Here is a 25366-nt window from a genome sequence, read left to right on the forward strand (position 1 = left end):
TGCAGAAAGACCATCGGCATCATTTCTCCGGCGGCGGCACTGCGCCGGTGCGGCTGGTGATCAGGCCGTAATGCTCGATGCGGCGGTGCTGCGCAAAGTTGAAGATCGTGGTTTTGCCGAAGGTGGTGGCATCGAGGTCGCAGGGATAGACCAGGAGTTCGTCCTCTTCGGTCCTGGCTTCGGCAACGATCTCGCCGTCGGGATCGACGATCAGGCTGCCGCCAAACAACGCGTGGCCGTCCTCGACGCCAGCCTTGGCCACCGCGACCACCCAGGTCGCGTTCTGATACGCGCCGGCCTGCACGGAGAGGCGGTTGTGAAACAGGCGCTTCTCGACGCCCTCCTCGCTTCGCTCCGCATTCACTGAGGGCGTGTTGTAGCCGATCAGCACCATCTCGACGCCCTGCAAGCCCATGACGCGATAGGTCTCCGGCCAGCGGCGGTCGTTGCAGATGGCCATGCCGATGATGCCGCCGAGCTCCCGCCAGACGTTGAAGCCGAGATCGCCCGGCTCGAAATACCGCTTCTCCAGATGCTGGTGCGACCGATTGGTGTCGTAGTCCGCATGGCCGGGCAAATGGACCTTGCGATATCTGCCGACGATCTTGCCGGACTTGTCGGTCAGGATCGCCGTGTTGAAGTGGCGGCCGTCGGGCGTCAGCTCGGCATAGCCGAAATTCATTGCCATCTGATGCTTCGCCGCACGCTCGAACAGCGGCTTGGTTGCAGAACTTGGCATTTCGCGTTCGAACCAACTGTCGAACTCGGCCCGGTCCTCCACGTACCAGCGCGGGAAGAACGTCGTCAGCGCCAGCTCCGGATAGACGATCAGGTCGGCGCCTTTGGCCTTGGCTTCGTCCATCAGCGCGATCATGCGCTTGACCACGGCCTCGCGGCTGTCGGCCTTCTGGATCGGGCCCAACTGGGCGGCGGCAACATTGACGATACGCATCAGCGAGTTCCTGATTTTTGGCATATTTCTTGGCGAGGCTGGGGGGATCGCAGCTTCAGGGTGTGCCGGCGCACGCAGCATAACGCAGCCTCGCGCCGTTTTTCCAGCCAAGCAGCTTTCATGCCGCGACCTCGTTCTGCGGACAAGCCGCTCCATCCGGGCTACAAGCATGCGGAACCTCTCTCCTCGCCTCGGTTTATAACTGCGCCACTCTCTTCTCCCCCAATCCGCTCCGGAGCTTCACGAATGACATCAGCCGACCGGCCGGCGACGCGGCTCGCCACGCGCCTCTCGTTCCTGGTCGCCGGCTTCGGCATGGCGTCCTGGGCGCCGCTGGTGCCGTTCGCGAAGGAGCGGCTCGCGGTCGATGACGCGGTCCTTGGCTTGCTGCTGCTCAGCCTCGGTATCGGCTCGGTCGTCGCGATGCTCGCGACCGGCATTTTGAGCGCACGCTACGGCACCAAGCCGATCATCATCGCAGGCGGGATCGGTCTCGCCCTGGCCTTGCCCCTGCTGGTCATCGCAGGCACGCCGGTGACACTGGCAATGGCCTTGCTCGCATTCGGCGCGGCGCTCGGCTCGATCGATGTTGCCATGAACATTCATGCCGTCGAGGTCGAACGCGCGGCAGGACAACCGCTGATGTCGGGCTTTCACGCGCTCTTCAGCATTGGCGGCTTTGCCGGATCGGCGGTGATGACAGCGCTGTTGTCGTTTCATCTTGGATCGCTCGCATGCGCATTGATCTGCTCCGTGCTGATGCTGATTGCGATGGCGCTCGCCTGGCCGCGCCTGCTGCGCCGGGCGCAGGCGCAAGAGGGGCCGCTGTTCGTGCTGCCGCATGGCATCGTGCTGCTGCTGGCGCTGCTGGCGGCCGTCACCTTCCTGATCGAAGGCGCGATGCTCGACTGGGGCGCACTGCTCGTCATCGGCAAGGGCCTCGTCAGCGAGGCCCAGGGCGGGATCGGTTATATCGTGTTCTCGATCGCGATGACTGCCGGCCGGCTCGGCGGCGATGCCGTCGTGGCGCGTATCGGCGACCGCACAACGCTGGTCGGTGGAAGCCTGCTTGCCGTCGCAGGCCTTGCCGTGCTGTTGCTCGCGCCAAGCGCGGCCGTTGCCATCGCCGGTTTCCTGCTCATCGGCCTCGGCGCATCGAACCTCGTGCCGGTGCTGTTCCGTGGTGCGGCGATGCAGACCGCGATGCCCACGGGGCTCGCGGTAGCGTCAATCACCACCGCCGGCTATGCCGGCGTTCTGGTTGGCCCCGCCGGCATCGGCTTTATCGCCCACGCCGCCGGGCTGCCGGCGGCATTCTGGATGCTCGCGGCGCTGATGTGCCTCGTCACGCTGTCCGCGCGCGCCGTCACCGCAAAATAGAAAGGCGCGCCACAGCCTGCGGTGACGCACCTTGCCATGCGCGTCATGCAGTTCAGGTTGAAAATTTCGACTGCAAACGCCGCCAGCCGATCACGATACCCGTGATGGAGAACATCAGCCCAAGTGCGCTGAGCCCGACGATCAGGACATCGCGCAGGCGCGGATGCGCCATGAGGACCGGGAAATCCAGCGTGTGGAGGGCCCTGTAGGCCCAGCGATAGGCGCGGCGCGATGCATCGAGCCTTTGCAGCACGCGGCCATCGGCGCCGTCGATATCAAACCAGAGGTCGCCGCAGCGGGCGCGGTAGACCGGTGCGCCGGGGACGACGGATTGAGCCAGATAGTCGTCGTTATCCGCAAGCACGACCGGCGCGCCGCATCCGGACGCGAGACGCGCGATCAAGCTGGCGATCTCCTGCGCGTTCAAGAATCCGGTTTGACCGCTACGGGGTGGCTCACCCGCTCTGGTCAAAATCTGGCCTGCAAGGCTGGTCCGATCGCGACGATAGAGATCTCCCTTGAAGGCGAACCATTCGATCTCGCGAGCCGGCGACGGCATCGATCCGAGCGATGAGACCGTCCTCCAATCCGGCGCGGCGTCCACCTCGCCGACTTCTCCGGTGGTCAGCTGTCCCCGCGAGAACAGCAGGCCGTGATCCATCGACAGCCAGCCGCTGACAATCCACGTCAGCACGAAGATCGTCGCCGCGAGGCCTATCAGGTGATGCAGGGCGTGCCAGCCGCGGTAAGGCGAGCCCAGCACCCCTCCTCGTCGCTTGATCCGTACGATACCGAGCACCGCACCGAGCAAGGCTGAGACCGAAGCGAACAGCGACAATGTCCAGACCACGCGATCCCAGAGCTGCCAGTCGCGTCTCAGCACCGTGGGATAGATCCAGTGCAGGACGCTGCCGGCCCAATTCCATCCGCGCTCGCTGCGCGTCGTATCAAGAACGACTTCACCGGTCGGCGACGAGACATAGACTTCCCTGCCGGCTTCATCGCCAAGAGCCACGCGGAATAACGGCCGGTGACGATCGAAGCCATTCGGCACCGTCCATTGATCGTAGTTCCGGCGCGCAACGATGCCGGCTTGTGCGGCATCAATTCCGCGGTTGCGGGCATGAGCCTGCGCAATGGCCAGTGCAACACCAGCAGACGTAACCGTGGCGTCCTGTCCGTCGGACGCATGCACCGCGCGCATCAGCACGGCTCCCGACACGATATAGACGGGCCCGTCGCTCCGCTGGATGAGGCGAACGCGCGTGGCCCCGGCAATACCGCTGGACGCCACCGCATCGGTCACACCAATGACCACCTGGGCACGCTCCACCGGCGCGAGCCCGGCAAGGCGTTCCGCTTCCGTCAGCGACGGAAACGGAACGAAGTGCATCACGATTCCGCTCGCGAACCACATCGCGAACAGGAGACAGAACGCGATCCCGAGCCAGCGGTGTGAGAGGACGATCGCGCCCATCATGGGATCAGCGCCCTACCATTTGAACGCCGCGGAGATTTCGTAGGTCCGCGGCGCGCGCAGCAGGACCTGGTCGGGATAGAACGGGTCGCCCCAGATCGCGTAGCGCTTGTCGGTGAAGTTGCGCACCCGGAAGGTCAGGCGGGCCTGGTCGACCGCATTGAAGACCGTCTTGGGGATATCGACGAAGGCGTAGACATCGCCGACCGTATAGGCGTTCATGGTCACGGTATTGGCGTCGGCGTTGTAGCGGTCGCCGACATGGCGGCCGGTGATGCCGACCTCCACCGGCCAGGGCGTGAAGAAGCGCCAGGACGCCCCGGCATTGGCGACGATGCGCGGCACGTTCGGCGGCGTATTGCCGGAGAACGAACCGCCGGCAAAGTCGTAGTCGGCATAGCGCGCATCGACATAGGCGATGTTGCCCCACAGACGCAAAGGCTCGATCGGGCGGATCGATCCTGCAAGCTCGACACCCCTGGACTCTTGTCGCCCGGCGATGTTGAGCTGCATGCCGCCGGCCGCCGCATAGACGTTCTTGCGCAGGATGTCGTAGGCCGAAAACGACCACTCCGCCCTGTTGTCCCACAACACATGCTTGACGCCGGTCTCGTAGGTGCGCGCGGTCGTCAGGTCGAGCGGCTGGGTCGGAGCGAGCAGGAAGATGTTGTTGGCCGAGATGTCCGCGCCGGTGGCGTATTGGCTGAAGAAGGTCAGGCTGGGAACGGCCTCCCAGGTGTAGCCGATGCGGCCGGTCACCGGTGCCCAGGATTTCGAGAACGGGAAATTCGCGTTCTCCAGGCCGTTAACGTCGGTCGAATTGCGATCCAGCCCGATACGCTCGACGCGCAAGCCGCCGATCAGCGCGAAGGTCCGCGTCAGCTTCAGCCGGTCCTCGAGCGACAGCGCCTCGTTGTCGATACGCGCGGTCTGCTGCTTGGTGGTCAGCAGGCCATAGAACCCACGGTTAGGATCGACGAGATCAACGGAATCACCGGGAAAATTCGCAGCACCCGGCCGAACGAAATCGAGATAGCTCGACGACAGCGTCGTAACCAGGCGATTGTCGAAGCCTGCGATGTTCGCATCCCAGGTCAGGTCTGTGATGTTGCCGACGAGGCGCTGGCTGTGCGCGACATAGAAACGGCTGCGGTCCACCGTGTTGGTCGCGGTGTTGAATGCCTCGACCTCGTTGTTGAACCACGAGCGTTCCGCGCCATAGGCGTAGGCCTGGCTCTTCAGCGTCAGGTCGGGCGCCAGCCTCAGCTCGAAGCCGCCGCGTAGCCAGACTTCCTGTGCGACGTTGCGATTATCGAGGACGTTGTAGTTGGTGTTGAACGTGCGATCGTCGATCGTGATCGGCCCGAGCGCTGACGGGTTGAAGCTCGAGATGTAAGTGCCCGAGACGATGCCAGCCGTCGCATGCGAGCCGCTGAAGGCCACCGGCACCAATGGCGCGCCCCAATAGGCCTTGGAGCGGTCCTCACGATATTCGATCGCGCCCCAGACCTTGAGGCTGTCGGAGACGCGATAGTCGAGCTGGCCGGAGACGTCGAGCGTCTTGGTGTTGGTGTCGTCGGCAAAGCCGTTGAGCGTCGAGCGGCTGACGTCGAAGCGGTAGTCGAGGCCCTCGACATTGGTGCTGCCACCTGAGCCGTAATGCGCGCGGAACGAATTGAGCGAGTCCCAGGAAAAGTCTGCTTCGTTCCGGATCGGCCCGGTGTGCGGCTGCCTGGTGACCAAGTTGATCGCGCCGCCGGCGGCGCCCTCGCCAGAGATCAGCGAAGCCGGCCCCTTCAGGATCTCCACGGCTTCGAGATTGGCCGTGTCCATGATCCGCGAGGTCATGTTCTGCGGGCCGATCTTGATGCCGTTGTAGAGCGTATTGATTTGGCTGTTGGTGAAGCCGCGCATCGAGAAAGCTGAAGGCTCGGCGGGATTGTCGCCGGCGGTGACGCCGACCGCGCCTTGCGCGACGTCGGAGACGGTGCGGTAGCCCTGCTCGCGCATGGTCTCGGCGGAGATCACTTCGACGGTCGCGGGCGTCTCGCGCACGGTCAGGCCGAGGCGCGAGGCGCTCTCGGCGACGGCGTTGCTGTTGAGCGGCGTCGGCGCCGCCGCGTTCGGCACGACCGGCTTTGGCCCGGCCGGTGCTGCGCCAGGTCTGCGCGCTGCCGCGCGGCGCATGCTTGCGGTATCCCGGCCGGCCGGTTTGGCTTGCTTGCGGGATTGCGGGGGCGACACCTCCACCGGCGGCAGGGGTTCGCGGGTCTGCTGCGCCAAGGCGGCTGGCATGTCGATGGCGACAAAAGATGTGAGAGCGGCCGACGCCAGCAGGAAATGGCGCGGTCGTACAATACGGAGAGAAGACACGGTCTTGGACCTCGGTGTGACGTCAGTGGCACGTCACCGCGAACCAAGTCCCATCTTCCGGCTTATAAGCCTTCCGATGAAGCCGAATGTCTGTACTCCCCGACCGACATCTTCGCGTGTGACCACGGCTGACGGCAGGTCTCCTGGCTCGCGGGTCGTGACCGCTTCGTCGCCTTCCCGGGACCGAGGACCCAGTGGCTTCTGACGAAGGATTCACCGCTTACAGTTGCGGGGGCAGCTACGGCATTGGGGACAATGTCCCCGCACCGCATTCCCTTTTCATCCCCTCTCGGGGAAACCGTCATCGCCATGTAGGATTACGGCGAAGACAGAGTCAATGTGCCTGTTGCGGCGATATCGCCACAGCGGCCAACTTCCTTGGGAGATCTGCATGGGAAGCGAGACCTTCCTCTGGCTGGTACGGCATGCCCCCGTCGACGGCGTCGCGGGGACCATCCATGCGACCGATGCGCCGGCGGACCTTCGCGATCGCACGCAGCTCGAGGCACTGCGCGGGCTTCTGCCGCGGGATGCAGCGGGCTATGCCAGCCCGGCGCGGCGCACGGTCGAGACGGCGTGCGCGCTGGGACTCGCGCCCGAGCTGGTGGCCGAGTTGGGAGAGCAGGATTTTGGCAACTGGACGGGCCGGCGGCATGACGAGCTCGCCGCGAGCGGTGGCGAGGCCTATGCGCAATTCTGGAGCGATCCGTCGCGCGGACGGCCGCCTGATGGAGAGAGCTTTGAAGATCAGGTCGTGCAGGTCCGGCTAGGTCTTGCGCGGATCGGCGCAGGTCATGCGACGCTCGTCGTGCATTCCGGCACCATCCGCGCAGCGCTCTGCATCGCACTGGATCTGACGCCGCAGGCAGCCTTGCGCTTCGTGATCGATCCGCTGTCGCTGACCCGGATCGATCGGCTCGCGACCGGCTGGCGCGTCGTCTCGGTCAATCAGCGCATGGCCTGATCAGGCCGGTCGATCCGGGACATTGGCCTGCGCGAACGTCGCCATGTCGTTGTGAAGCGCGCAGGCCGATCGCACCAGCGGCAGCGCGATCGCGGCGCCCGATCCCTCGCCGAGCCTGAGATCGAGGCTGATCAACGGCTGCACGTTCAGCGCCCGCAGCACCAGCCGATGCCCCTGCTCCGCCGATTGATGCGAGGCGAGCTGGAACGGTTGGCACGACGGGTTCAGCCGCACCGCCGCGAGCGCCGCGACCGACACGATAAACCCGTCGATCAGCACGGGAATGCGCGCCTGCGCGGCTGCGATGATCGCGCCGCAGATCGCCGCGATTTCGAGCCCGCCGACGGCGCACAGGATCTTCTCGGGCGCCGCAGCCGCAACACCATGGCGCACGATCGCGGCATCGATCACGCGCGCCTTGTGCGCACGACCCGCCGCATCGACACCGGTGCCGTTGCCGGCAATTTCCTCGGCGCTGATGCCGAGCAGGCCTGCTGCGATCGCCGCCGAGGCCGTGGTGTTGCCGATGCCCATCTCGCCGAAGATCAGGAGATCGGGCTGATTGGCCTCCGCTCGCGCCACTGCGCGCTGGCCAGCCTCAAAGGCGAATGCCAGTTCGGCGGGCGTGAGCGCAGCGTCGACGCTGAAATCGCGGGTGCCGTGGCGCGGCTTGTCCGTGATGATGCCCGGCATCTGCTCCAGCGCCAGCGTTCCGGCGTCGACGACCTCGAGGGTCGAGCCGAGCTCGCGCGCCAGCACCGAGATTGCGGCGCCGCCGGAGGCAAAATTCGCCATCATCGCGATGGTCACTCCTTGCGGATAGGCCGACACGCCCTGCGCGACGATGCCGTGATCGCCGGCGAAGACGATGATCGGCACCCGTGCGGCGCGAGGGCGTTCAGTCGCCTGCAGGCCGGCCAGCTCGATCGCGAGCTGCTCCAGCCGGCCGAGCGCGCCGGTCGGCTTTGTCAGTTGCGCCTGCCGCGCGATCGCCGCCTCGCGGTGGACCACGGAGATCTCGGGGCACTGCTGGTAGACCCATTCGGGGAGCATGCTGCCTCGCTTACGGTCTGCGCTTGAGAATGTAACTGTCCATGATCCAGCCGTGACGCTCGCGCGCGTCCTGTCGCATGGCGACGATGCGCGTTCCCACCTCGGCCAGCGCGCCGGACATGATGATCTGGTCGGCCATGCCGAGATAGGCGCCCCACCAGATGTGAAGTCCCGCCGGATCGAGCGACTGGAACGCCGTGCCGCCGTCGAGCATCACAACGACTGTATCGATGCCCGCCGGCCAGCCGCCCTCGCGCAAGCGGCGTCCCGTCGTGACCAGAAACGGTTCGCCGACGTCGTTGAGCGGCAGCGCATGCGCAGCGCACAGCGCCTGGATCGAGGTGATGCCGGGCACGACCTCTATCTCAGGCAACGGATGGAGCCGTCGCGCGATGCGCAGCGAGGAATCGTACAGCGACGGATCGCCCCAGATCAGCAGCGCGACCTTGCCGTCACCACCGAGATGATCAGCGATCGTTTGCGACCAGGTCCCGGCGACCGCATCGTGCCAATCATCCACGCCCTTGCGATAATCGGCCTCACCGGCGTCGCGCACGGGCAGATCGAACTCGGCAATGGGGGTCTTGTCGTTGGTGAGCACATCGGCACAAATGGTCCGCCTGAGATCGGCGAGATCGGATTTTGCGGTCCCCTTGCGCGGGATCAGGACGAGATCGGCGGCGTTGATGGCTTGAACCGCAGCGCGCGTGAGCTGCCCGGGATCGCCGCAACCGATGCCGATCAGGGAGAGCGTCATCATGACGATCCGCCCTCCGCCAGCGCGCCGAACATGATCACGGCCGCCGTGGAAGCAGCACCGCCGCGCGCGAGCTGCTCGGCAAGCTCGGCAATGGTGATGCGCACCAGCCGCTCGTCGGCACGGCCGAGGGACTCCGCGAACAGCGCCGGGGTGCTCGGTGACAGGCCGTGCTCGATCAATTTCGCGACCAGCGCCGGAAAGGTGCGCCGCCCCATATAGACCACCGTCGTCGCATCAGGATCGGCCAGCGCTGCCCAGTTCAAATTCTGCGGCAGCTCGCCGGTCACATCGGCCCCGGTGACGAACTGCACTCGACGCGAGGTGTGGCGGCGCGTCAGCGGAACGCCGGCTTGCGCGGCGGCAACGCAGGCCGAGGTGACGCCGGGAATGATCTCGTAGCCGATGCCGGCCTCGCGTAGCGTCTCGAGCTCCTCCTCGAGCCGGCCAAAAATGCCGGCATCGCCCGACTTCAGCCGCACGACGCGCACGCCCGTGGCAGCATAGTCGACCAGCAAGCGGTTGACGTGGTGTTGCTTGGTCGAGGGCCGCCCTGCCCGTTTCCCGACCGCGACGAGATTGGCGCCGGGCCGCGCCAGATCGAGGATCGCGCCGGAGGCGAGATCGTCATAGAGCACGACGTCGGCTTCGCGCAGCCGCGCGGCGCCCTTGAGCGTGAGAAGCTCGGGATCGCCGGGGCCGGCGGAGACGAAGGAGACAAAACCGCTCACCGGTCCTCCGCGATCAGATGGAAGAACGTGCCAGTGGCGTGGCCGCGCCGCGAGCCGGTCTCGGCGATGACCGCGCCGGTTGCGTCGTGCACGACCGCCAGCGGCGTATCGGGCTGGGCGACGATCGTCGAATAGTGGAATTCATGACCGCGCAGCCGCGCACCGACCTGATGGCCCGGCATTGGTGCAGCGAGAGCGGCGAGACGATAACCCAGATGCATGCGGCGCTTGGCAAAGCTCGTCTCCAGTCCAAGCAGGCCTGTCATCTCATGACGGATACCGTCGGCATCGGTCAAAGTCGTTCCCAGCACCATATACCCCCCACATTCGCCGTGCACCGGCCGTGTCTCGGCGAACGCGCGCAGGCCAGCACGAAATCGCGCATTGGCGGCGATCTTGCCGGCATGAAGCTCGGGGTAGCCGCCGGGCAACCAGCACACATCTGCGCTGACATCAGGCGCTTCATCGGCCAGCGGCGAGAATGTCGAGATCTCCGCGCCGGCCGTGCGCCAGGCTTCCAGCATATGCGGATAGACGAAGGAGAACGCGGCATCGCGGGCAAGCGCGATGCGCTGACCGGGCGGCGTCACGTTGAGGCCGTTTGCGGCAGGTTGCGGCGACCAGGCAGCAGCCGCTTTCAGCACAGCGTCAATATCGACATGCTCGGCGACAAAGCGCGCGGCCTCGTCGATCAGCTTTCCGATCTCGGCCTGCTCCTCGGCCTGCACCAGGCCCAGATGCCGCTTCGGCAGGCTGATCTCGGCATGGCGCGGCAGCGCGCCGAACATTGCGATGCCGGCGTCGTTGAGCGCACGACGCACGAGGTCTTCATGGCGCGGGCTCGCGACGCGGTTGAGCACGACGCCGGCAAGACGCACGCCGGTGCGATAATCACGAAGCCCCGCGGCGATCGCCGCGGCCGTCTGCGCCTGCCCGGAGGGGTCGATCACCAGCACAACAGGCCAGCCCAGCATCTCCGCGATGTCGGCGGTGGCGCCGGCGCCGGAGACGCCGCGGGCGGCGACGCCGTCGAACAGGCCCATCGAGCCCTCGGCGAGCACGATGTCGGCGTCAAGGCCCCGGCTGACCAGATGCGCGATCGTCGCGCGGTCCATCGCCCAGCTATCGACGTTGACGGAGGCGCGGCCCGTGGCGGCGGCATGGAAGGCGGGATCGATGTAATCGGGCCCGCTCTTGAAGCACTGCACGCGCAATCCGCGATTGCGCCAGGCGCGCGCGAGTGCCAGCGTCAGCGTGGTCTTGCCGACGCCGGAGGCCGGCGCGGAGATGACGAGGCCCGCCGGCATCACGACGCCTCCGGAAAATGCGGCTCGGCGCCGACCGGCCGATAGCGGCGGTCATAATCGGCCGCATAGAGGCGACTCTCATCAAAATCCGCCGCGCCCAGCGTCTTGCCCACCAGGATCAGCGCGGTGCGTTCCATCTCGCCGCCTACGCCCGCATCGAGCGTTGCAAGCGTGGCGCGGACGATGCGCTGGTCCGGCCAGCTCGCGCGCCAGACGATAGCGACCGGGCAATCCGCGCCGTAATGCGGCGTCAGCTCGGCGATGACCTTGTCGAGCAGATGGATCGAGAGGTGAATGGCGAGCACCGCGCCGGTTGCGGCAAAGGCCGCGAGTTTTTCGCCCTCGGGCATCGCGCTGGCGCGGCCCGGGGTGCGCGTCAGCACCACGGTCTGGGCAAGACCGGGCAATGTCAGCTCGGCTTCGAGCGCGGCCGCCGCAGCGGAGAAAGATGGCACGCCTGGCGTGACAGTGAAGGGAATGCCAAGTGCGCGCAGGCGGCGAAGCTGCTCCCCCATCGCCGACCAGATCGAGAGGTCGCCGGAATGCAGTCGCGCAATATCCTTGCCCTCGGCATGCGCTGCGACAATCTCCGCGATGATCTGGTCGAGCGTCAGCGGCGCGGTGTTGACGATGCGCGCGCCGGGCGGGCAATGCGCCAGCACGCCCTCGGGCACCAGCGAGCCGGCATAGAGGCAAACCGCACAGGCCGCGATCAAATCGCGTCCGCGCAAAGTGAGAAGATCGGCGGCGCCCGGTCCGGCGCCGATGAAGTGCACTGTCATGGGCCGTCTCCTTCCGCGATCGCCGCGGTCGCAGTGCGATCCTGCGAGACCGCGCGTGTTGCGATGAGCCGCGCGCGAGGGCCGGCCGCCGCGAGCGCTGCCGCCTCGGCGACGGATCCCGTGCCGAACTTTTCGGTGACGAGCTTTGATTGCATCGGCGTTTCGATACTCGCGAGCACATCGGCAGGGATAGCCTTGATCGGCAGACCGCATTCGCGCGCGAGCTGCTTCAGCGGCTCAGCGTCGGCCTTGTCGCTGACAGTCGCCATGGCCGCAAGTCCGTCGGCACCGCCGGCCGCCGCAAGCGCCTCGCGCAACGAGGCCAGAGTGACATCCTGCCTGAAGCCGAGTCCGGCGACCTTCATCGGACCACACTCCATTGCACGACCGGCCGCGCCGCCTCCCATGACCGGTAGCGGCCGAGCGGAGTGGCCTGCGCAATCTCGACCCGCATCAGCTCGCCGCCATGCTGCTGATGCAGCTCGCCGAGCAGCGCTTCCGTTTCCAGCGTGACTGAATGTGCGACCAGCCGCGCGCCCGACCCAAGCCTGGACCAGACGGCGCCGAACATCGCGCGGTCGAGACCGCCGCCGACGAAGACGGCGTCGGGTGCATCCAACGTGGCGAGCGCTTCCGGCGCCTGTCCAGTAATAATGGTGATGCGATGCGCCAGTCCGAACGCGGCTGCGTTACTGTGGATGTTCGCGGCGCGATCCTCGCGCGCCTCGATGGCTGCGGCAGTTCCCCCGCATAGCGCCCATTCGATCGAGATCGAGCCCGAGCCGGCGCCAATGTCCCACAGAAGCTCGCCGGGGCGCGGCGCCAACGCGGAGAGCGCCAGCGCGCGCACCGGCCGCTTGGTGATCTGGCCGTCGTGGACGAACAGATCGTCCGATAGTCCCGAGCTGCGGGGAATGGCTTGGCCTCCCATCGCCTGCACCGCCACTGCAACCAGATTCCCGGAAATATCCTCAGAAAAGAGATCGGCGCGATGCTGATCGATGTGTTCGCTTGGGCCGCCGAGGGCTGCGAGAGTCCACAGGAGTGAGGCGCCCCATCCGCGCTTCGTCAGCCACTTCGCGAGCTCGTCGACCGCCGCTGCGCCACGCACGAGGCAAATGATGCGTGCATCTTTCGCCAGATGCGGCACAAGGCGCTCGAACGGTGCGGCGTGGAGACCGAGACAGGTGGTTGCTTCGAGGCGCCAGCCCAGCCTCGCGGCGGCGAGCGAGAAGGTCGATGGCGCCGGATGCGCGATCCACTCGTCCCCATAAAGCTTCTCGGCAAGGCTTGCACCCGCGCCGTACCAAAAGGGGTCGCCGGAGGCCAGCACCGCTGTCGGCCGGCCGCGGCAGCTCAGCACGACGTCCGCGTCGAACGGCACCGGCCATGCGCGGCCGCGGCTTCCGACATCCGCAAGCGCAAGATGACGCTCGCCGCCGAACACGGTTTCCGCGTTGGCTAGCGCCTTTCGACTTGCCTCGGACAGGCCGGCAAGGCCATCTTCGCCGATACCGATGATGGTCAGCCAGGGATCAGACATGATGCGCGCCCTTATACTGGGCGGAATTGCCGATGCGAGCCTGCTCGCCGCGGAGATCGCACGCGCAGGGATTGATGCCGTGTATTCCTACGGCGGCCGCACCCGTGCGCCTGCCGATCAGCCGCTGCCGACGCGCATCGGCGGCTTTGGCGGCGTGAGCGGGCTTGCCGATTACGTCAGGCGCGAAGGCATCACGCATGTGATCGACGCGACGCATCCCTTCGCGGCCGAGATGAGCCGCAACGCCGTTGAAGCGTGCTCGGAAACCGGTACGCCCCTGATCGCGCTCGAGCGCGCACCGTGGACCGAAGCGTCCGGCGACAACTGGATTGAAGTCGGTGATGTCAACGCCGCGGTTGCCGCCCTTCCCGAAGCGCCCGCACGCGTGTTCCTCGCCATCGGCCGCCAGCATATCGCACCGTTCGCGGCGCGGCGGCAACACGCCTACACGCTGCGATTTGTTGATCCGCCGGAAGTGCCCCTGCCCTTCGCTGCCGACGTGATCGTGTCGCGCGGACCGTTCACCCTTGAGGGCGAGCTGGAGATGATGCGCACGCAAGGCATCACGTGGATCGTGGCGCGCAATTCCGGCGGCGACGGCGCGCGTGCGAAAATCGATGCCGCCCGCATGCTCGGCCTGCCCGTGATCATGATCTCGCGACCACGACTGCCCGAACGGCTGCGGGTGGAGAGCGTCACTGAAGTGATGCAGTGGCTCGGTCATCGGACCTGCCTCGGCGCATAGACCCAGCAGCCGACGCGGCGCGTCTGCGAATTGCCGACGATGACGAGCGTGCGCATGTCGGCCATCTCGGGCGTCGCGTCGTTCAGCGTCACGGTCACGATCTTCTCGTCAGGCGCGCTGATCGCGCGCGCGAAGATCACGAGGCGCTCACCGCAGCCCGCCTCTTTCAACACCGCGAGCGCGCGGCCAAATCCTTCCCGCCGGCTCGCCGAGCGGGGATTGTACAGCGCAATCGAAAAATCCGCTTCCGCGGCGAGCCGGAGGCGTTTCTCGATCACCGCCCAGGGCTTGAGATTGTCGGAGAGATTGATCGCGCAGAAATCGTGGCCCAGCGGCGCACCCGCGCGCGCGGCCGCGGCCAGCATCGCGGTGATACCCGGCAGCACGCGGATCGGCAGCTCCTGATATTGCGGTGCCTGTTCGAGCGCCTCGAACACGGCCGATGCCATCGCAAACACGCCGGGGTCGCCGGAGGAGACGACGACGACCTGTCCGCCTTCGGCCGCCAGACGCAACGCTTCGCGCGCGCGCTGCAGCTCTTCGCGGTTGTCGGAGGGATGCAGGGCGAGACCGGCACGCGGCGGGACGCGCGCGACATAGGCCGCATAGCCCAGAATATCGGTCGCGGCGGCGAGCGCGGCGGAAACCTCAGGCGTCACCAGCGCATCACTGCCCGGCCCGAGGCCCGCGATGGTCAGCGTGCCCGTCATTCGGCGGCGTCCGGATGCCGGCCCTTACCGTGCACGAGCACGATCGCAAAGTAGGGACAGTCGGCGGCATCGATCTCGGCGAGCCGCGCCACACGCTCGCCCGGCATGGTGCCGCGCTCGACCAGCCAGGCGTCGTCGAGCCGGCCGGCTGACGCGAGCGCGCGGCGTACCTTCGCGAGATTGCGGCCGGTCTTCATGATCACCAGCGCATCGGAATCGCGCATGCGGCGTTCGAGCTCGGCCTCAGTGAGCGTACCCATCAGCACCGTCGTCACGTCGTCGCCGAGTGCGATCGGCTGACCAACGCCATTCCAACAGCCGACCATGCCGGGAATGCCGGCGATCACCTCGATCTCGACGCGGCCCTGCAAGCGCGTGTGCAGATGCATGAAGGAGCCGTAGAAATAGGGATCGCCCTCGCACAGTACGACGACATCGACCGCGCGCGAAAGCCGCGCCAGCCGTTCGGCCCATTCATCGTAGAAGCCGGCCAGCAGCTGCACGTATTCAGCGCTATCGAACGCGATCTCCGTGGTGACCGGATATTCCATGGGATATTCGGCCACATCGCTCGCCAACATGCCTTCGATGATGCGCCGCGCCTGGCCGGGCCGGCCCTTCTTCCGGAAATAGGCGACGTGCTTCGCGCCGCGCACGGTGCGATCGGCGCGCACGCTCATCAGATCAGGATCGCCGGGGCCGAGACCGCAGCAGATGATGCGTCCCATCGCTATTCGCTCCGGCTCGCCAGCGCGTTCACGGCGGCGACCGTGATCGCGGAGCCGCCGAGGCGGCCTTCGACCGTCAGCGCCGGCGCAGGCGGATCGGCCATCAGCGCCGCCTTGGATTCGGCCGCACCGACGAAGCCGACGGGGCAGCCGATGATCGCCGCGGGCCGCGGGCAGTCGCGGTCCTCAAGCATGTTGAGAAGATGAAACAGCGCGGTCGGCGCATTGCCGATCGCGACGATCGCCCCGTCGAGATGCGGACGCCATAGCTCCAGCGCCGCGGCCGAGCGCGTGTTGCGCATGGATTGCGCCAGCGCGGGAACGGTCTCGTCGCCGAGCGTGCAGATCACGGCATTGGCTGCGGGCAGTCTCGCGCGCGTAATTCCTTCCGAGACCATGCGCGCGTCGCACAGAATCGGCGCGCCCTTCTGCAACGCCGCACGTGCGGCGGTCGCCATGCCAGGCGTGAAGCGGATATGTGCCTCAAGTCCGACCATGCCGGCGGCATGGATCATCCGCACCACGACCTGCTCCTCGTCCGGCATGAAGCGCGCCAGATCGGCCTCGGCCCTGATCGTCGCGAAGGATTGCCGGTAGATCGCGGCGCCGTCGGTCTCGTAAGCGTACGGCATCAGTGCCCTCCCATCAGGATGGAGGGATCGCGAATGATGTCGTCGCAGTCGAGCCCGCGCAGGATCGGCTCATCGCGGGTCGAACCGCCGCGGACGAGATCGAATCCCGCACCGGTCGCGATCAGCGTGATCGCGGCCGCGCCGGAATGGGCGCAGCCCTTGGCGCAACCGGAGACGTGCAGCCGCGAGGCCGCGCCGATATTCGGAGCGAGCGCCGCCGCAAGCGCGCGGGTGTCGGCGTGGGCCTCACGGCAGCGCGGCGCGCCACTGCAGGCGATGACGCGCAGCGCTGGGTCGTAGGCCTCGGTGATCAGGCCGGACGCGGACGGCATCGTCCGCTTGCCTTCGCTCAAGACCATCCGCCACGGCGTCATCCGCAGCGCATGACCGCAACCGGACAGTTGATTGAGCGTCGCGTGCGGCATCTGCCCGAAGGCGACGCCGATCATGGCGCCTTGCGGATAGAGCCCGGGACGTGCGGCGGCCATGATGGGCGCGGACTCCGCATCGCCGCGCAGGGTTTCGGGCAATTCTGCGCCAGTCGCAAGATGCGCTGCCATCCGCCCTCGCCCATCCCTGACGCCGCCGGAGGCAATGAACCAGCTTGCGACAGCGAGCGCGGTGTTCACGGCTTCGCCGCGCCCGACGAGGCGGCCAAGCCTGGCACCATCCGCACGCACGAGGAGACCGCCGGCAGCGTCACGCTCGATCCGCACGTCAGCGGAATTGCCGGCGAGCACACGTGACTTGCCGTCATCGATGGCGAAACCGAATTTGGTCGGCAACTCGAGCCTGGAGTCCGCCAACGCCTCTTCGAGTTCGGCGGCGAGCGCCTGGGTCTCGTCGCCGTCGCGCCAGAACGGCGTGACCAGGATGTTGCGACGGGATTCGGTATCGGCGTCAGGGTCGAGCAATGTCAGTTGCGCAAGACCATCAAGCAGCAGCCGGTGGCCGGCCTCGCTGACGCCCCTGATCTGGAGATTGGCGCGGCTGGTCACGTCGATCAGACCATTGCCGTGGCGCTCGGCGAGATGCGCAAGCCCGGCGGCCTGCGCCGCATCGAGCCGGCCGCCGAATGGGCGCACGCGAACCACGAGCCCGTCACCCGATTGCATCGGCCGCAGCGCGCCAGGGCACCAGCCCTTCACCGAAGCGCTCATGACGCCTCCTTGAGCGCAGCCGCAATCGAATTGCGGCGCGTTCGCCAGAGCGAGGCCTCGTGCAGGCGCGTGAAGCAGGCTTCCATCGCAGCAAGCGCCGCCGGATTGTCGCGCGCCATGAAGGCACGGACATCGGCGTCGCCGAGCGTCGCATCATAATAGAGATCGAACAGATGCGGCGGCACGGCAGCAGCGAGATGGGCGAAGGCCGCCATGTGCTCCAGCGTCGCGGTGATCTCGGCGGCGCCACGAAAGCCGTGACGCATCATGCCGGCGATCCAGCCCGGATTGGCGGCACGGGCACGGACGACGCGGGAGATTTCTTCCGTCAGCGTGCGCGCGTGCGGTTGCTCAGGGCGCGTCGTGTCGAGATGATAGAGCGATGGCGCTGCTGCGCCGAGATGCGCTGCGGCCGCCGCCACGCCGGCTTCATGCGCGGCATAGTCGGCGGCGAGCAGCAGATCGGTTTCCGGTAGATCCTGGACGTGGACGAAGGCATCCGCGGACGCGAGCCGCTGCTCGATGCCGGCGCGATCGGGCTTGATCTCGCCGTCGGCGGAGAATGCCCAGGACGATGCCGACAGCCAGGCTTCGCCGGCAGCGTCGCGGGTCTCGGGCGTAAACGCATCCGGGACTGCCGAGAGGCCGACGCCGTATTGTCCGGGCCGCGGTGCAAACACGCGAGAGGCGCGGTGGAGATAGGGATTTTCGGCCCCCTCGTCTTCGCGCGATGCGAGCGCCTCGGCGGCGGCCTCGAACAATTGCGCGAGGCCTGCGAAGACATCGCGGAACAGGCCTGATACGCGCAGCGTGACCTCGATGCGGGGGCGGCCGAGCTCGGCCGGCGCAATGATGTCGTAGCCGGTGACGCGGCCCGACGCATGGTCCCAGCGCGGCGCGAGGCCGGCGAGATGCAGCGCCATCGCAAATTCCTCGCCCGCGGTGCGCATGGTCGCGGAGCCCCAGAGATCGACCACGAGGCCTTTCGGCCAGTCGCCGTGATCCTGAAGATGACGACGCAGCAGCTCTTCGGCGAGCTTGATGCCCTGCGCATGCGCCGACGGCGTCGGCACCGCGCGCGGATCGACGGCGAAGAGATTGCGGCCCGTGGGCAGCACGTCTTGGCGCCCACGATAGGGCGAGCCCGACGGGCCCGGCGCGACGCGCTGGCCTGTGAGTGCGGCACGCAGAGCATCGCGCTCCGCATCGCCGCAGGCGCCGCGGCCGAACACGTGCAGGCCATCGCCGAACTGGCTTTCCTTGAGATCGCAGACGAAACGATCGATCCGCGGGATCGCTTCGGCCGGTGCTGCCGAAGCATCGAGACCGAGATCGTCTTCGAGGCCGGCTGTGCGCGCCTCGTCGCGGATCGCGGCGATCAGACGCTGGCGGCGGGCGGGATCGAGACCATCGGCGGTCGAATATTCGTCGAGCAGACGTTCGAGCCGACGCAGGCTCTCCGGCACCGCGGATGCTTCCAACCGCGGTGGCAGATGGCCGATGGCGACGGCGCCTAAGCGCCGCTTGGCCTGCGCGGCCTCGCCGGGATCGTTGACGATGAAGGGATAGATAATGGGGAGATCACCGATCAGCGCTTCCGGCCAGCAGTTGGAGGACAGCGCCACGGATTTGCCGGGCAGCCATTCCAGCGTACCGTGCGCGCCCATATGCACGACGGCATCAATCCCCTGCTCGCGGAGCCAGAGATAGAACGCGACATAGGCATGGCGCGGCGTGCGGGCGAGATCGTGATAGTCGGTATCGCGCGTGGTCGCATCGCCGCGCTCGGGCTGAACCGCGATGATCGAGTGGCCGCATGGGACCGCAGCGAAGTGGAACGCACCATCGCGGCAGCTCGGATCGTTCTCCGGTGTGCCCCAGGCTTGCGCGAGATCATCCTGCAAGGATTTCGGTAAGCGGGAGAGCGCGGCGCGATAATCGGCGACGCTCCAGGTCAAATGTTGCCTGAGCAGCGTCTCGCCGAGCGCCGCGACGGGCGCAACATCGAAGCCGGCTTCAGTGAGATCGGACACCAGCGCTTCGACCGAGGCGAGCGCGTCGAGACCGACCGCATGCGCGATCTGGTGCGGACGGCCGGGATAGTTTGAGAGCACAATGGCCAGCCGCTTCTCAGCGGCGGGCTTCTCGGCAAGATTCCGCCAGGCCGCAACGCGGGCGGCGACGGCCTTCACACGCTCTTCATCCGGCCTGTGGGCCAGATGCGAGAACTGCAGATCCGGATCGCGCTCCGCAGCCGATTTGAAGCTCACCACGCCCGCGAACAGCCGGCCGTCGACTTCCGGCAGCACCACATGCATCGCGAGATCGCCGGGCGACAGGCCGCGCAATGACTCCGCCCAATCCTCGCGCCGCGCCGATGAGAGCGCGACCTGGAAGACGGGACATGACGCAGCATCGAATGGCGTCGTGCCGTCCTCACCGGTCGCCGAGAACGCCGTCGCATTGACGATTGCCGCCGGAGGACTTTGCGCGAGATGCGCCCGCAGCCAATCCGCAACGCCTGCGGCCTTCAGCGACGTCGCGAACACGCCATGCGCGTCAAAGCCATCGTTGCGTAGCGCCGCGATCAACGCATCGACCGGGCCGGTGTCCGCAGCGGTGAGATAGGAGCGATAGAACGCCACCAGCGCGCGCGGCTTGCGCTCGCCGCCGACCGGCGCAGCAATGACACCGCGCGCGGGATCGTAAAACCCCATCTCGGGGACGGTCGTCTCGCCGGCGACCGGCCCGGCGTAAAGTCCCGAGGCCAGCGCGAGCTGCGCGATCGCGGCTTGCGCCGCAACGGGACCACCGGTGTCGCACAGCACTTTCAGCCGGCGCAGCGTCGAGACCGGCAAGGTGGAGTGAGCATCGAGCCGCGTGTCGTCACGGCCGTCGGCCGGCAGCACGGCAAGCACGATACCGCGGTCCTTCGCCAGCTGCTGGAGCGCCGCGAGGCCATACGACCAGTAGGACTCACCGCCGATCAGCCGCACCAAAATGCCGCGCGCCCGCGACAGCGTGCGCTCGATATAGGTGTCGACCGACAGCGGATGACGGAGCTCCGCGAGGTTCGCCAGCCGCAGCGATGGCAGGTTGTTGCGGCCGCGGCGCCAGCCGGCCGCAAACGCCGCGAGATCCGAGTCCGAGTACGAGAGCACCACGAGATCGGCCGGGTCCTGGCCGATGTCCCTTGGCGTCGCGGTCTCCTCCAGACCGCGGCTCTCGCGGAAGACGACGTGCATCAGACTCCCAATCCCGCCTTGATCGCGGCCTCGTTGATATCGCCGTGCTCGCCGATCACGACGAGCTTTGATTGCCGCCCGCCGGTGCTCCAGGGCTTGTCGAACTGATGACGCACGCGCTCGCCGACCGCTTGCAGCAGCAGCCGCATCGGCTTGCCCGCGACCGCAATATAGCCCTTGGCGCGCAGCACTTTCTGCTCGCGCGCCAGCTTCTGGACCGACGCAACCAGCGCGTCGATATCGGTCACCTCAGGAAGATCGATCACGACGGAAGCGAAATCATCATGCTCGTGCTCCTCCTCGCCGTCGTGATGCGAGGGCCGCGCGGCAAGATCATTCTCGGCGGCAGCGCCGAGGCCGAGGATGACGCGCGCATCGATCACGCCATCGGTGATAGGCAGCATCGGCACGCGGCGCGGCATCTCGGCGGTGATCGCGGCCTTGGCGGCCTCGATGCCTGCGGTGCCGGCGAGATCGGCCTTGGTCAGCAGCACGATGTCGGCGCAGGCGATCTGGTCCTCGAACACTTCGGACAGCGGCGTTTCGTGATCGAGATTCTCGTCCGCCGCGCGCTGCGCTTCGACCGCAATCGGGTCCGGCGCGAAGCGGCCTGCGGCGACGGCCTCGGCATCGGCCAGCGCGATCACGCCATCGACCGTGATGCGCGAGCGGATCTCCGGCCAGTCGAATGCTCTAAGCAGCGGCTTTGGCAGCGCCAGGCCCGAGGTCTCGATCAGGATGTGGTCGGGCCGCACGGGCCGCGCCAGCAACTTCTCCATCGTCGGAATGAAATCGTCGGCGACGGTGCAGCAGATGCAGCCATTGGCGAGCTCGACGATGTTCTCCTCCGGGCAGTTCGCATCGGCGCAGGATTTCAGGATCTCGCCATCGACGCCCTCGCTGCCGAACTCGTTGACGAGCACGGCGAGCTTCTTGCCGTTGGGATTGGCGAGAAGATGCTGGATCAGCGTCGTCTTGCCGGAGCCGAGAAAACCGGTGACCACGGTAACCGGGACTTTTGCGAGCGAGTTCATTCTGCGGCCTCTGGCACGACGGCAATGGGAGGAATGCGGGCAAGCGACTGCTTGCGGAAGATCTCCGGACGGCTGCGCCACGGCACGAGGCCGTCCGGCGCAGCGGCATAGGCGGCGGCGCCCGCGACCACGTCCTGCGCGTGGGAATCCGACAGCCGGCCATAGACATACGACCAGCGGCCGGGCGCACTGAGCGCGACCGAGCAGCCCTGGCTGCATGCAGACAGGCATTCGACGGGAACCAGATTGACGCCGTCGGGCACGCCGGCCTCGAGGATTGCGCCATGCAAGCGCTGACCGGGCGTGACCTCGCCCTCGCCGAGCGTCTGGCCGGCGCGGCAGGTAATGCAGACATGCAGTGTGACGGTCATCGCCTCTTCCAGAGTATCAGCGGGAGGCGAAGAGGCCCACGAACCGTTCTTGCGAAGGCCCGTTTCCCCGTCGCGGAACACCCCGTCCGCCGGTCCAAAAATCGTCCGCGCTGGCAGGTCTCCCGGCTTGCGGAGCAGGGTTTCCCCTTCGATCCCCGCCTTCCCGATCCCCAGGGGATCAGTGGCTTTGGGCATCTCTCCGGTCACGGTCGCGGGGGCGGCTGCATTTTGGACCCAAATCTTGCCGATTCGGACCCTATCGCATTCCCTCTTCGCCTGTCATAGGACAGGAACCAACGCCGGGCCACCATTTGCCCCCGGCCGCCTCTTGTCAAGCCGAAGGACCGGGTACGATGACGCCTGAACCGGATACAAAAACGGCCGAGGAAACCGACGCCAAGCACGCCGCGAAAATGGCGAAGATCAAGGTCGCCCGCGACAAGATCATGGCGACCAAGAGCGGCGAAAAGGGCCTCATCATCGTCCACACCGGCGCCGGCAAGGGCAAGTCGTCCTCGGCCTTCGGCATGATCGTGCGCTGCGTCGCCCACGGCTTTCCCTGCGCGGTCGTGCAGTTCATCAAGGGCGCCTGGGATACCGGCGAGCGGCGCCTGCTCACCGGCCATTTTGGCGAGCTCTGCCAGTTCCACGCCATGGGCGAAGGCTTTACCTGGGAGACACAGAATCGCGCCCGCGACATCGCGGCCGCGCGCGCCGGCTGGGACAAGGCGAAAGAGCTGATCCTCGATGCGAACCTGCGCATGGTCGTGCTCGATGAGATCAACATCGCGCTGCGCTACGACTATCTCGACATCGCGGAGGTGGTCGATTTCCTGAAGACCTCGAAGCCGCCGATGACGCATGTCGTGCTCACCGGGCGCAACGCCAAGGACGAGCTGATCGAGATTGCCGATCTCGTCACCGAGATGACGCTGGTGAAACATCCGTTCCGCTCCGGTATCAAGGCGCAAGCCGGCGTCGAGTTCTGAAGATACCAGTTCTGAAAACACCATGACGCGCGCATTGATGATCCAGGGGGCCGGCTCGGACGTGGGCAAATCGCTTATCGTCGCCGGCCTCGCGCGCGCCTTCACGCGGCGTGGATTGCGCGTGCTGCCGTTCAAGCCGCAGAACATGTCGAACAATGCGGCCGTCACCGTCGACGGCGGCGAGATCGGCCGTGCGCAGGCATTGCAGGCGCTCGCCGCCGGCGTCGAGCCGCACACCGATATGAACCCGGTGCTGCTCAAGCCCGAGACCGATGTCGGCGCGCAGGTGATCGTGCAGGGCAAGCGCATCGCGACCGCGCGGGCGCGCGAATATGCGGCGATGAAGCCCTCGCTAATGGGCGCGGTGCTGGAGAGCTTTGAGCGGCTGAAGGCGCGTTCTGATCTGGTGCTGGTCGAAGGCGCCGGCAGTCCCGCCGAGGTCAACCTGCGCAAGGCCGACATCGCCAATATGGGCTTTGCGCGCAAGGCCGATGTGCCGGTCGTGCTGGTCGGCGACATCGATCGCGGCGGCGTCATCGCACAGCTCGTCGGAATCAAGACGGTGATCGACCCTGACGATGCCGCGATGGTCCAGGGTTTTGTCATCAACAAGTTTCGCGGCGATCCCACGCTGTTCGACGACGGCTACAGGCTGATCGAAGCGAAGACCGGTTGGCGCGGCTTTGGCGTGCTGCCCTGGTTCGCGCTCGCCGGCGAGCTGCCGGCCGAGGACGCGCTGGGCCTGAGCGACGCGCGCAAGCCGGGCCAGTGCAAGATCGCGTGCCTCGCGCTGTCGCGGATCGCCAATTTCGACGACCTCGATCCCCTGAAACTCGAGCCGGGCGTCGATCTCGTGATGGTGCGTCCGGGCGAAGCGATTCCCGGCGATGTGCGTCTCGTCATCATCCCCGGCTCGAAGTCCACCCGCGGCGATCTCGCCTTCCTGCGCGCGCAGGGTTGGGACATCGATTTGCTCGCACATCACCGCCGCGGCGGCCATGTGCTCGGCCTCTGCGGCGGCTACCAGATGCTCGGACGCAGCGTCGCCGATCCCGACGGCATTGAAGGCCCTGCGGGCGACACGCCGGGCCTTGGCCTTCTGGAGGTGGAAACGGTGATGAGTCCGCAGAAGACGCTAACGCGTGTTACGGCGGTGCATGCGGCGACGGATCAGCCGATCCAGGCCTACGAGATTCATATCGGCCGTACCGATGGATCGGATCGCGCGCGACCGTTCGCGAAACTGAATGGCGAGCCGGAAGGCGCGATCTCGCGTGATGGGCGCGTGCAGGGTAGCTATCTGCACGGCCTCTTCACGTCGGATGATTTCCGCAAGGCGTATCTTGCGAAGCTCGATATTCCCGCAGGCGACGAGCCCTATCACGCCAGGGTCGAGAGCGCACTCGATGCGCTGGCCGACCACATCGAAAAGCATCTCGACGTCGAAGGCCTGCTCGCGCTAGCGCGCTAGGACCTCGGCGAGGCGCGACCATTCGGCATCAACGCCCGGAAGCCCGAGGCGCAGCCATGTCGGGTTTTGCGCGAAGGCGCGGGACCAGATCTGGCCGCGCGCGAGTTTCTCCTGCGCGGCACGCGCGTCGGGCGTCTCGTAGAGACGAAACAGCGGTGCGCCGCCGACGAGCCGCCAGCCTAGCGCCTGCGCCATGTCGTCGAGGCGAACGCAGTCGCGGGCAAGTCGCGCTGACGTCGCCTTGGCCCAGGCATCGTCACGCAGGGCGCGGCAGCCGATCGCAATCGCAGCTCCAGAGACCGGCCAGGGACCTGACGCCGCCGCGAGATTGCTGATGTCGTCCGCATTGCCGATTGCGAAGCCGAGCCGCAGGCCGGCAAGGCCATAAAACTTTCCGAACGAGCGCAGGATCAGCAGCCCAGGCTGCGCCGCTTCTGAAGCGAGCGAGAGCTCGGGAACGGCGTCAACAAAACTCTCGTCGATGACGAGGTGCCCGACGCGCGGCAAGAGCGCGAGCAAATCCTTCGGCGAATAACGGCGACCGTCGGGATTGTTGGGATTGACGACGATGGCGAGGTTCGCCCCCGCCAGCGCATCGAGCGCCCTCACCTCCCCGACCTCCCATCCCGCAGCCGACAGAACGGCAGCATATTCGTTGTAGGTTGGCGCCAGGATACGCGCCCGGCCGCGCGGCGCGAGCTGCGGCAACATTTGAATGACGGCTTGCGCGCCGCCTGTCGCAACGATTGGTGCGCCTGTCCCATAGGCGTCCCCGGCCGCCTGATGCAGAGCCTCGATCTCGGATCGCGACGGCAACGCCTGCCAATGATGCGCGTCAATCTCGCCCACCGGATAAGGCAGCCGGTTGATCCCGGTCGACAGATCAATCCAGTCCTCCGCGCGTCCGCCGAAACGCTGCTGGGCCAGATCGAGATTTCCACCGTGCTCGCGCATCCCCTGTT

Annotated in this window: 23 protein-coding genes and 2 riboswitches; of the genes, 5 read left to right on the plus strand and 18 right to left on the minus strand. The window is 66.8% G+C overall.

Features of this window, described 5'->3' with window-relative positions:
• Nucleotides 1–19: 19 nt before the first annotated feature.
• Complete coding sequence (locus JJC00_RS25845) at nucleotides 20–952, minus strand: N-carbamoyl-D-amino-acid hydrolase (protein ID WP_200468695.1); 933 nt, start codon at nucleotides 950–952, stop codon at nucleotides 20–22.
• A gap of 246 nt (nucleotides 953–1198) precedes the next feature.
• Between JJC00_RS25845 and JJC00_RS25850 the strand changes: the two genes are divergently transcribed.
• On the plus strand, nucleotides 1199–2332 hold the full coding sequence (locus tag JJC00_RS25850) for an MFS transporter (protein ID WP_200468696.1): 1134 nt from the start codon (nucleotides 1199–1201) through the stop codon (nucleotides 2330–2332).
• Nucleotides 2333–2384: 52 nt separating this feature from the next.
• Here JJC00_RS25850 and JJC00_RS25855 read toward each other — a convergent pair whose 3' ends face one another.
• On the minus strand, nucleotides 2385–3812 hold the full coding sequence (locus tag JJC00_RS25855; protein WP_200468697.1) for a PepSY domain-containing protein: 1428 nt from the start codon (nucleotides 3810–3812) through the stop codon (nucleotides 2385–2387).
• A gap of 12 nt (nucleotides 3813–3824) precedes the next feature.
• Nucleotides 3825–6182, minus strand: a complete 2358-nt coding sequence (locus tag JJC00_RS25860) for a TonB-dependent receptor (protein WP_200468698.1) — start codon at nucleotides 6180–6182, stop codon at nucleotides 3825–3827.
• Between the two features lie 116 nt (nucleotides 6183–6298).
• A riboswitch (cobalamin riboswitch) is annotated at nucleotides 6299–6500 on the minus strand.
• Nucleotides 6501–6573: 73 nt separating this feature from the next.
• Here JJC00_RS25860 and JJC00_RS25865 point away from each other — a divergent pair.
• Nucleotides 6574–7146: a histidine phosphatase family protein gene (locus tag JJC00_RS25865; RefSeq protein ID WP_200468699.1), complete on the plus strand. Its 573-nt coding sequence runs from the start codon at nucleotides 6574–6576 to the stop codon at nucleotides 7144–7146.
• Here JJC00_RS25865 and cobT read toward each other — a convergent pair whose 3' ends face one another.
• From cobT to cbiE, 7 genes are read right to left on the minus strand one after another with little or no spacing between them, the layout of a single operon-like run.
• Nucleotides 7147–8199 (minus strand): nicotinate-nucleotide--dimethylbenzimidazole phosphoribosyltransferase, encoded by a 1053-nt coding sequence (gene cobT, locus JJC00_RS25870; RefSeq protein ID WP_200468700.1) that lies wholly within the window; start codon nucleotides 8197–8199, stop codon nucleotides 7147–7149.
• Nucleotides 8200–8209: 10 nt separating this feature from the next.
• A complete protein-coding gene (gene cobF / locus JJC00_RS25875; protein WP_200468701.1) occupies nucleotides 8210–8959 on the minus strand; it encodes a precorrin-6A synthase (deacetylating) in 750 nt (249 codons plus the stop codon).
• Entirely contained in the window at nucleotides 8956–9687 is a 732-nt protein-coding gene (cobA, locus tag JJC00_RS25880; protein WP_200468702.1) for a uroporphyrinogen-III C-methyltransferase, read from the minus strand. Before cobA ends, cobF begins: the two co-directional genes overlap by 4 nt.
• Nucleotides 9684–10994 carry a cobyrinate a,c-diamide synthase gene (locus JJC00_RS25885; protein WP_200468703.1) on the minus strand — a complete coding sequence of 437 codons (1311 nt, stop codon included), beginning with the start codon at nucleotides 10992–10994 and terminating at the stop codon, nucleotides 9684–9686. The genes cobA and JJC00_RS25885 overlap by 4 nt, the downstream gene beginning before the upstream one ends.
• The gene (gene cobM, locus JJC00_RS25890; RefSeq protein WP_200468704.1) at nucleotides 10994–11776 is read right to left on the minus strand and encodes a precorrin-4 C(11)-methyltransferase; all 783 of its coding nucleotides are present in this window, start codon (nucleotides 11774–11776) and stop codon (nucleotides 10994–10996) included. Before cobM ends, JJC00_RS25885 begins: the two co-directional genes overlap by 1 nt.
• The gene (locus JJC00_RS25895) at nucleotides 11773–12141 is read right to left on the minus strand and encodes a cobalamin biosynthesis protein (RefSeq protein ID WP_200468705.1); all 369 of its coding nucleotides are present in this window, start codon (nucleotides 12139–12141) and stop codon (nucleotides 11773–11775) included. The genes cobM and JJC00_RS25895 overlap by 4 nt, the downstream gene beginning before the upstream one ends.
• Nucleotides 12138–13319, minus strand: coding sequence for a precorrin-6y C5,15-methyltransferase (decarboxylating) subunit CbiE (cbiE, locus tag JJC00_RS25900; protein WP_200468706.1), 1182 nt, complete (start codon nucleotides 13317–13319; stop codon nucleotides 12138–12140). The genes JJC00_RS25895 and cbiE overlap by 4 nt, the downstream gene beginning before the upstream one ends.
• Between cbiE and JJC00_RS25905 the strand changes: the two genes are divergently transcribed.
• Nucleotides 13318–14064 carry a cobalt-precorrin-6A reductase gene (locus tag JJC00_RS25905; RefSeq protein ID WP_200468707.1) on the plus strand — a complete coding sequence of 249 codons (747 nt, stop codon included), beginning with the start codon at nucleotides 13318–13320 and terminating at the stop codon, nucleotides 14062–14064. The two genes, cbiE and JJC00_RS25905, sit on opposite strands and share 2 nt — an antisense overlap.
• Here JJC00_RS25905 and cobJ read toward each other — a convergent pair.
• The 7 genes from cobJ to JJC00_RS25940 are packed head-to-tail and all read right to left on the minus strand — an operon-like array spanning nucleotide 14040 to nucleotide 21944.
• Complete coding sequence (gene cobJ / locus JJC00_RS25910; RefSeq protein ID WP_200468708.1) at nucleotides 14040–14774, minus strand: precorrin-3B C(17)-methyltransferase; 735 nt, start codon at nucleotides 14772–14774, stop codon at nucleotides 14040–14042. The two genes, JJC00_RS25905 and cobJ, sit on opposite strands and share 25 nt — an antisense overlap.
• Nucleotides 14771–15502: a precorrin-2 C(20)-methyltransferase gene (locus JJC00_RS25915; RefSeq protein ID WP_200468709.1), complete on the minus strand. Its 732-nt coding sequence runs from the start codon at nucleotides 15500–15502 to the stop codon at nucleotides 14771–14773. The genes cobJ and JJC00_RS25915 overlap by 4 nt, the downstream gene beginning before the upstream one ends.
• Before the next feature lie 2 nt (nucleotides 15503–15504).
• The gene (locus tag JJC00_RS25920) at nucleotides 15505–16134 is read right to left on the minus strand and encodes a precorrin-8X methylmutase (protein WP_200468710.1); all 630 of its coding nucleotides are present in this window, start codon (nucleotides 16132–16134) and stop codon (nucleotides 15505–15507) included.
• Nucleotides 16134–17294, minus strand: coding sequence for a precorrin-3B synthase (gene cobG / locus JJC00_RS25925; RefSeq protein WP_200468711.1), 1161 nt, complete (start codon nucleotides 17292–17294; stop codon nucleotides 16134–16136). The genes JJC00_RS25920 and cobG overlap by 1 nt, the downstream gene beginning before the upstream one ends.
• On the minus strand, nucleotides 17291–20539 hold the full coding sequence (cobN, locus tag JJC00_RS25930) for a cobaltochelatase subunit CobN (protein WP_200468712.1): 3249 nt from the start codon (nucleotides 20537–20539) through the stop codon (nucleotides 17291–17293). Before cobN ends, cobG begins: the two co-directional genes overlap by 4 nt.
• A complete protein-coding gene (cobW, locus tag JJC00_RS25935; protein WP_200468713.1) occupies nucleotides 20539–21573 on the minus strand; it encodes a cobalamin biosynthesis protein CobW in 1035 nt (344 codons plus the stop codon). The genes cobN and cobW overlap by 1 nt, the downstream gene beginning before the upstream one ends.
• On the minus strand, nucleotides 21570–21944 hold the full coding sequence (locus tag JJC00_RS25940) for a DUF1636 family protein (protein WP_200468714.1): 375 nt from the start codon (nucleotides 21942–21944) through the stop codon (nucleotides 21570–21572). The genes cobW and JJC00_RS25940 overlap by 4 nt, the downstream gene beginning before the upstream one ends.
• A 95-nt stretch (nucleotides 21945–22039) precedes the next feature.
• Nucleotides 22040–22257, minus strand: a riboswitch (cobalamin riboswitch).
• Between the two features lie 40 nt (nucleotides 22258–22297).
• On the opposite strand from JJC00_RS25940, the gene cobO reads away from it, so the two are divergent.
• Complete coding sequence (cobO, locus tag JJC00_RS25945) at nucleotides 22298–22933, plus strand: cob(I)yrinic acid a,c-diamide adenosyltransferase (protein ID WP_200468715.1); 636 nt, start codon at nucleotides 22298–22300, stop codon at nucleotides 22931–22933.
• Between the two features lie 22 nt (nucleotides 22934–22955).
• A complete protein-coding gene (locus JJC00_RS25950; RefSeq protein WP_200468716.1) occupies nucleotides 22956–24404 on the plus strand; it encodes a cobyric acid synthase in 1449 nt (482 codons plus the stop codon).
• Here JJC00_RS25950 and cobD read toward each other — a convergent pair.
• On the minus strand, nucleotides 24393–25358 hold the full coding sequence (gene cobD / locus JJC00_RS25955) for a threonine-phosphate decarboxylase CobD (protein WP_200468717.1): 966 nt from the start codon (nucleotides 25356–25358) through the stop codon (nucleotides 24393–24395). The genes JJC00_RS25950 and cobD overlap by 12 nt on opposite strands.
• Nucleotides 25359–25366: the final 8 nt, after the last annotated feature.

This window comes from Bradyrhizobium diazoefficiens, from assembly GCF_016616885.1.
In the GTDB taxonomy this organism is placed as follows: domain Bacteria; phylum Pseudomonadota; class Alphaproteobacteria; order Rhizobiales; family Xanthobacteraceae; genus Bradyrhizobium; species Bradyrhizobium diazoefficiens_F.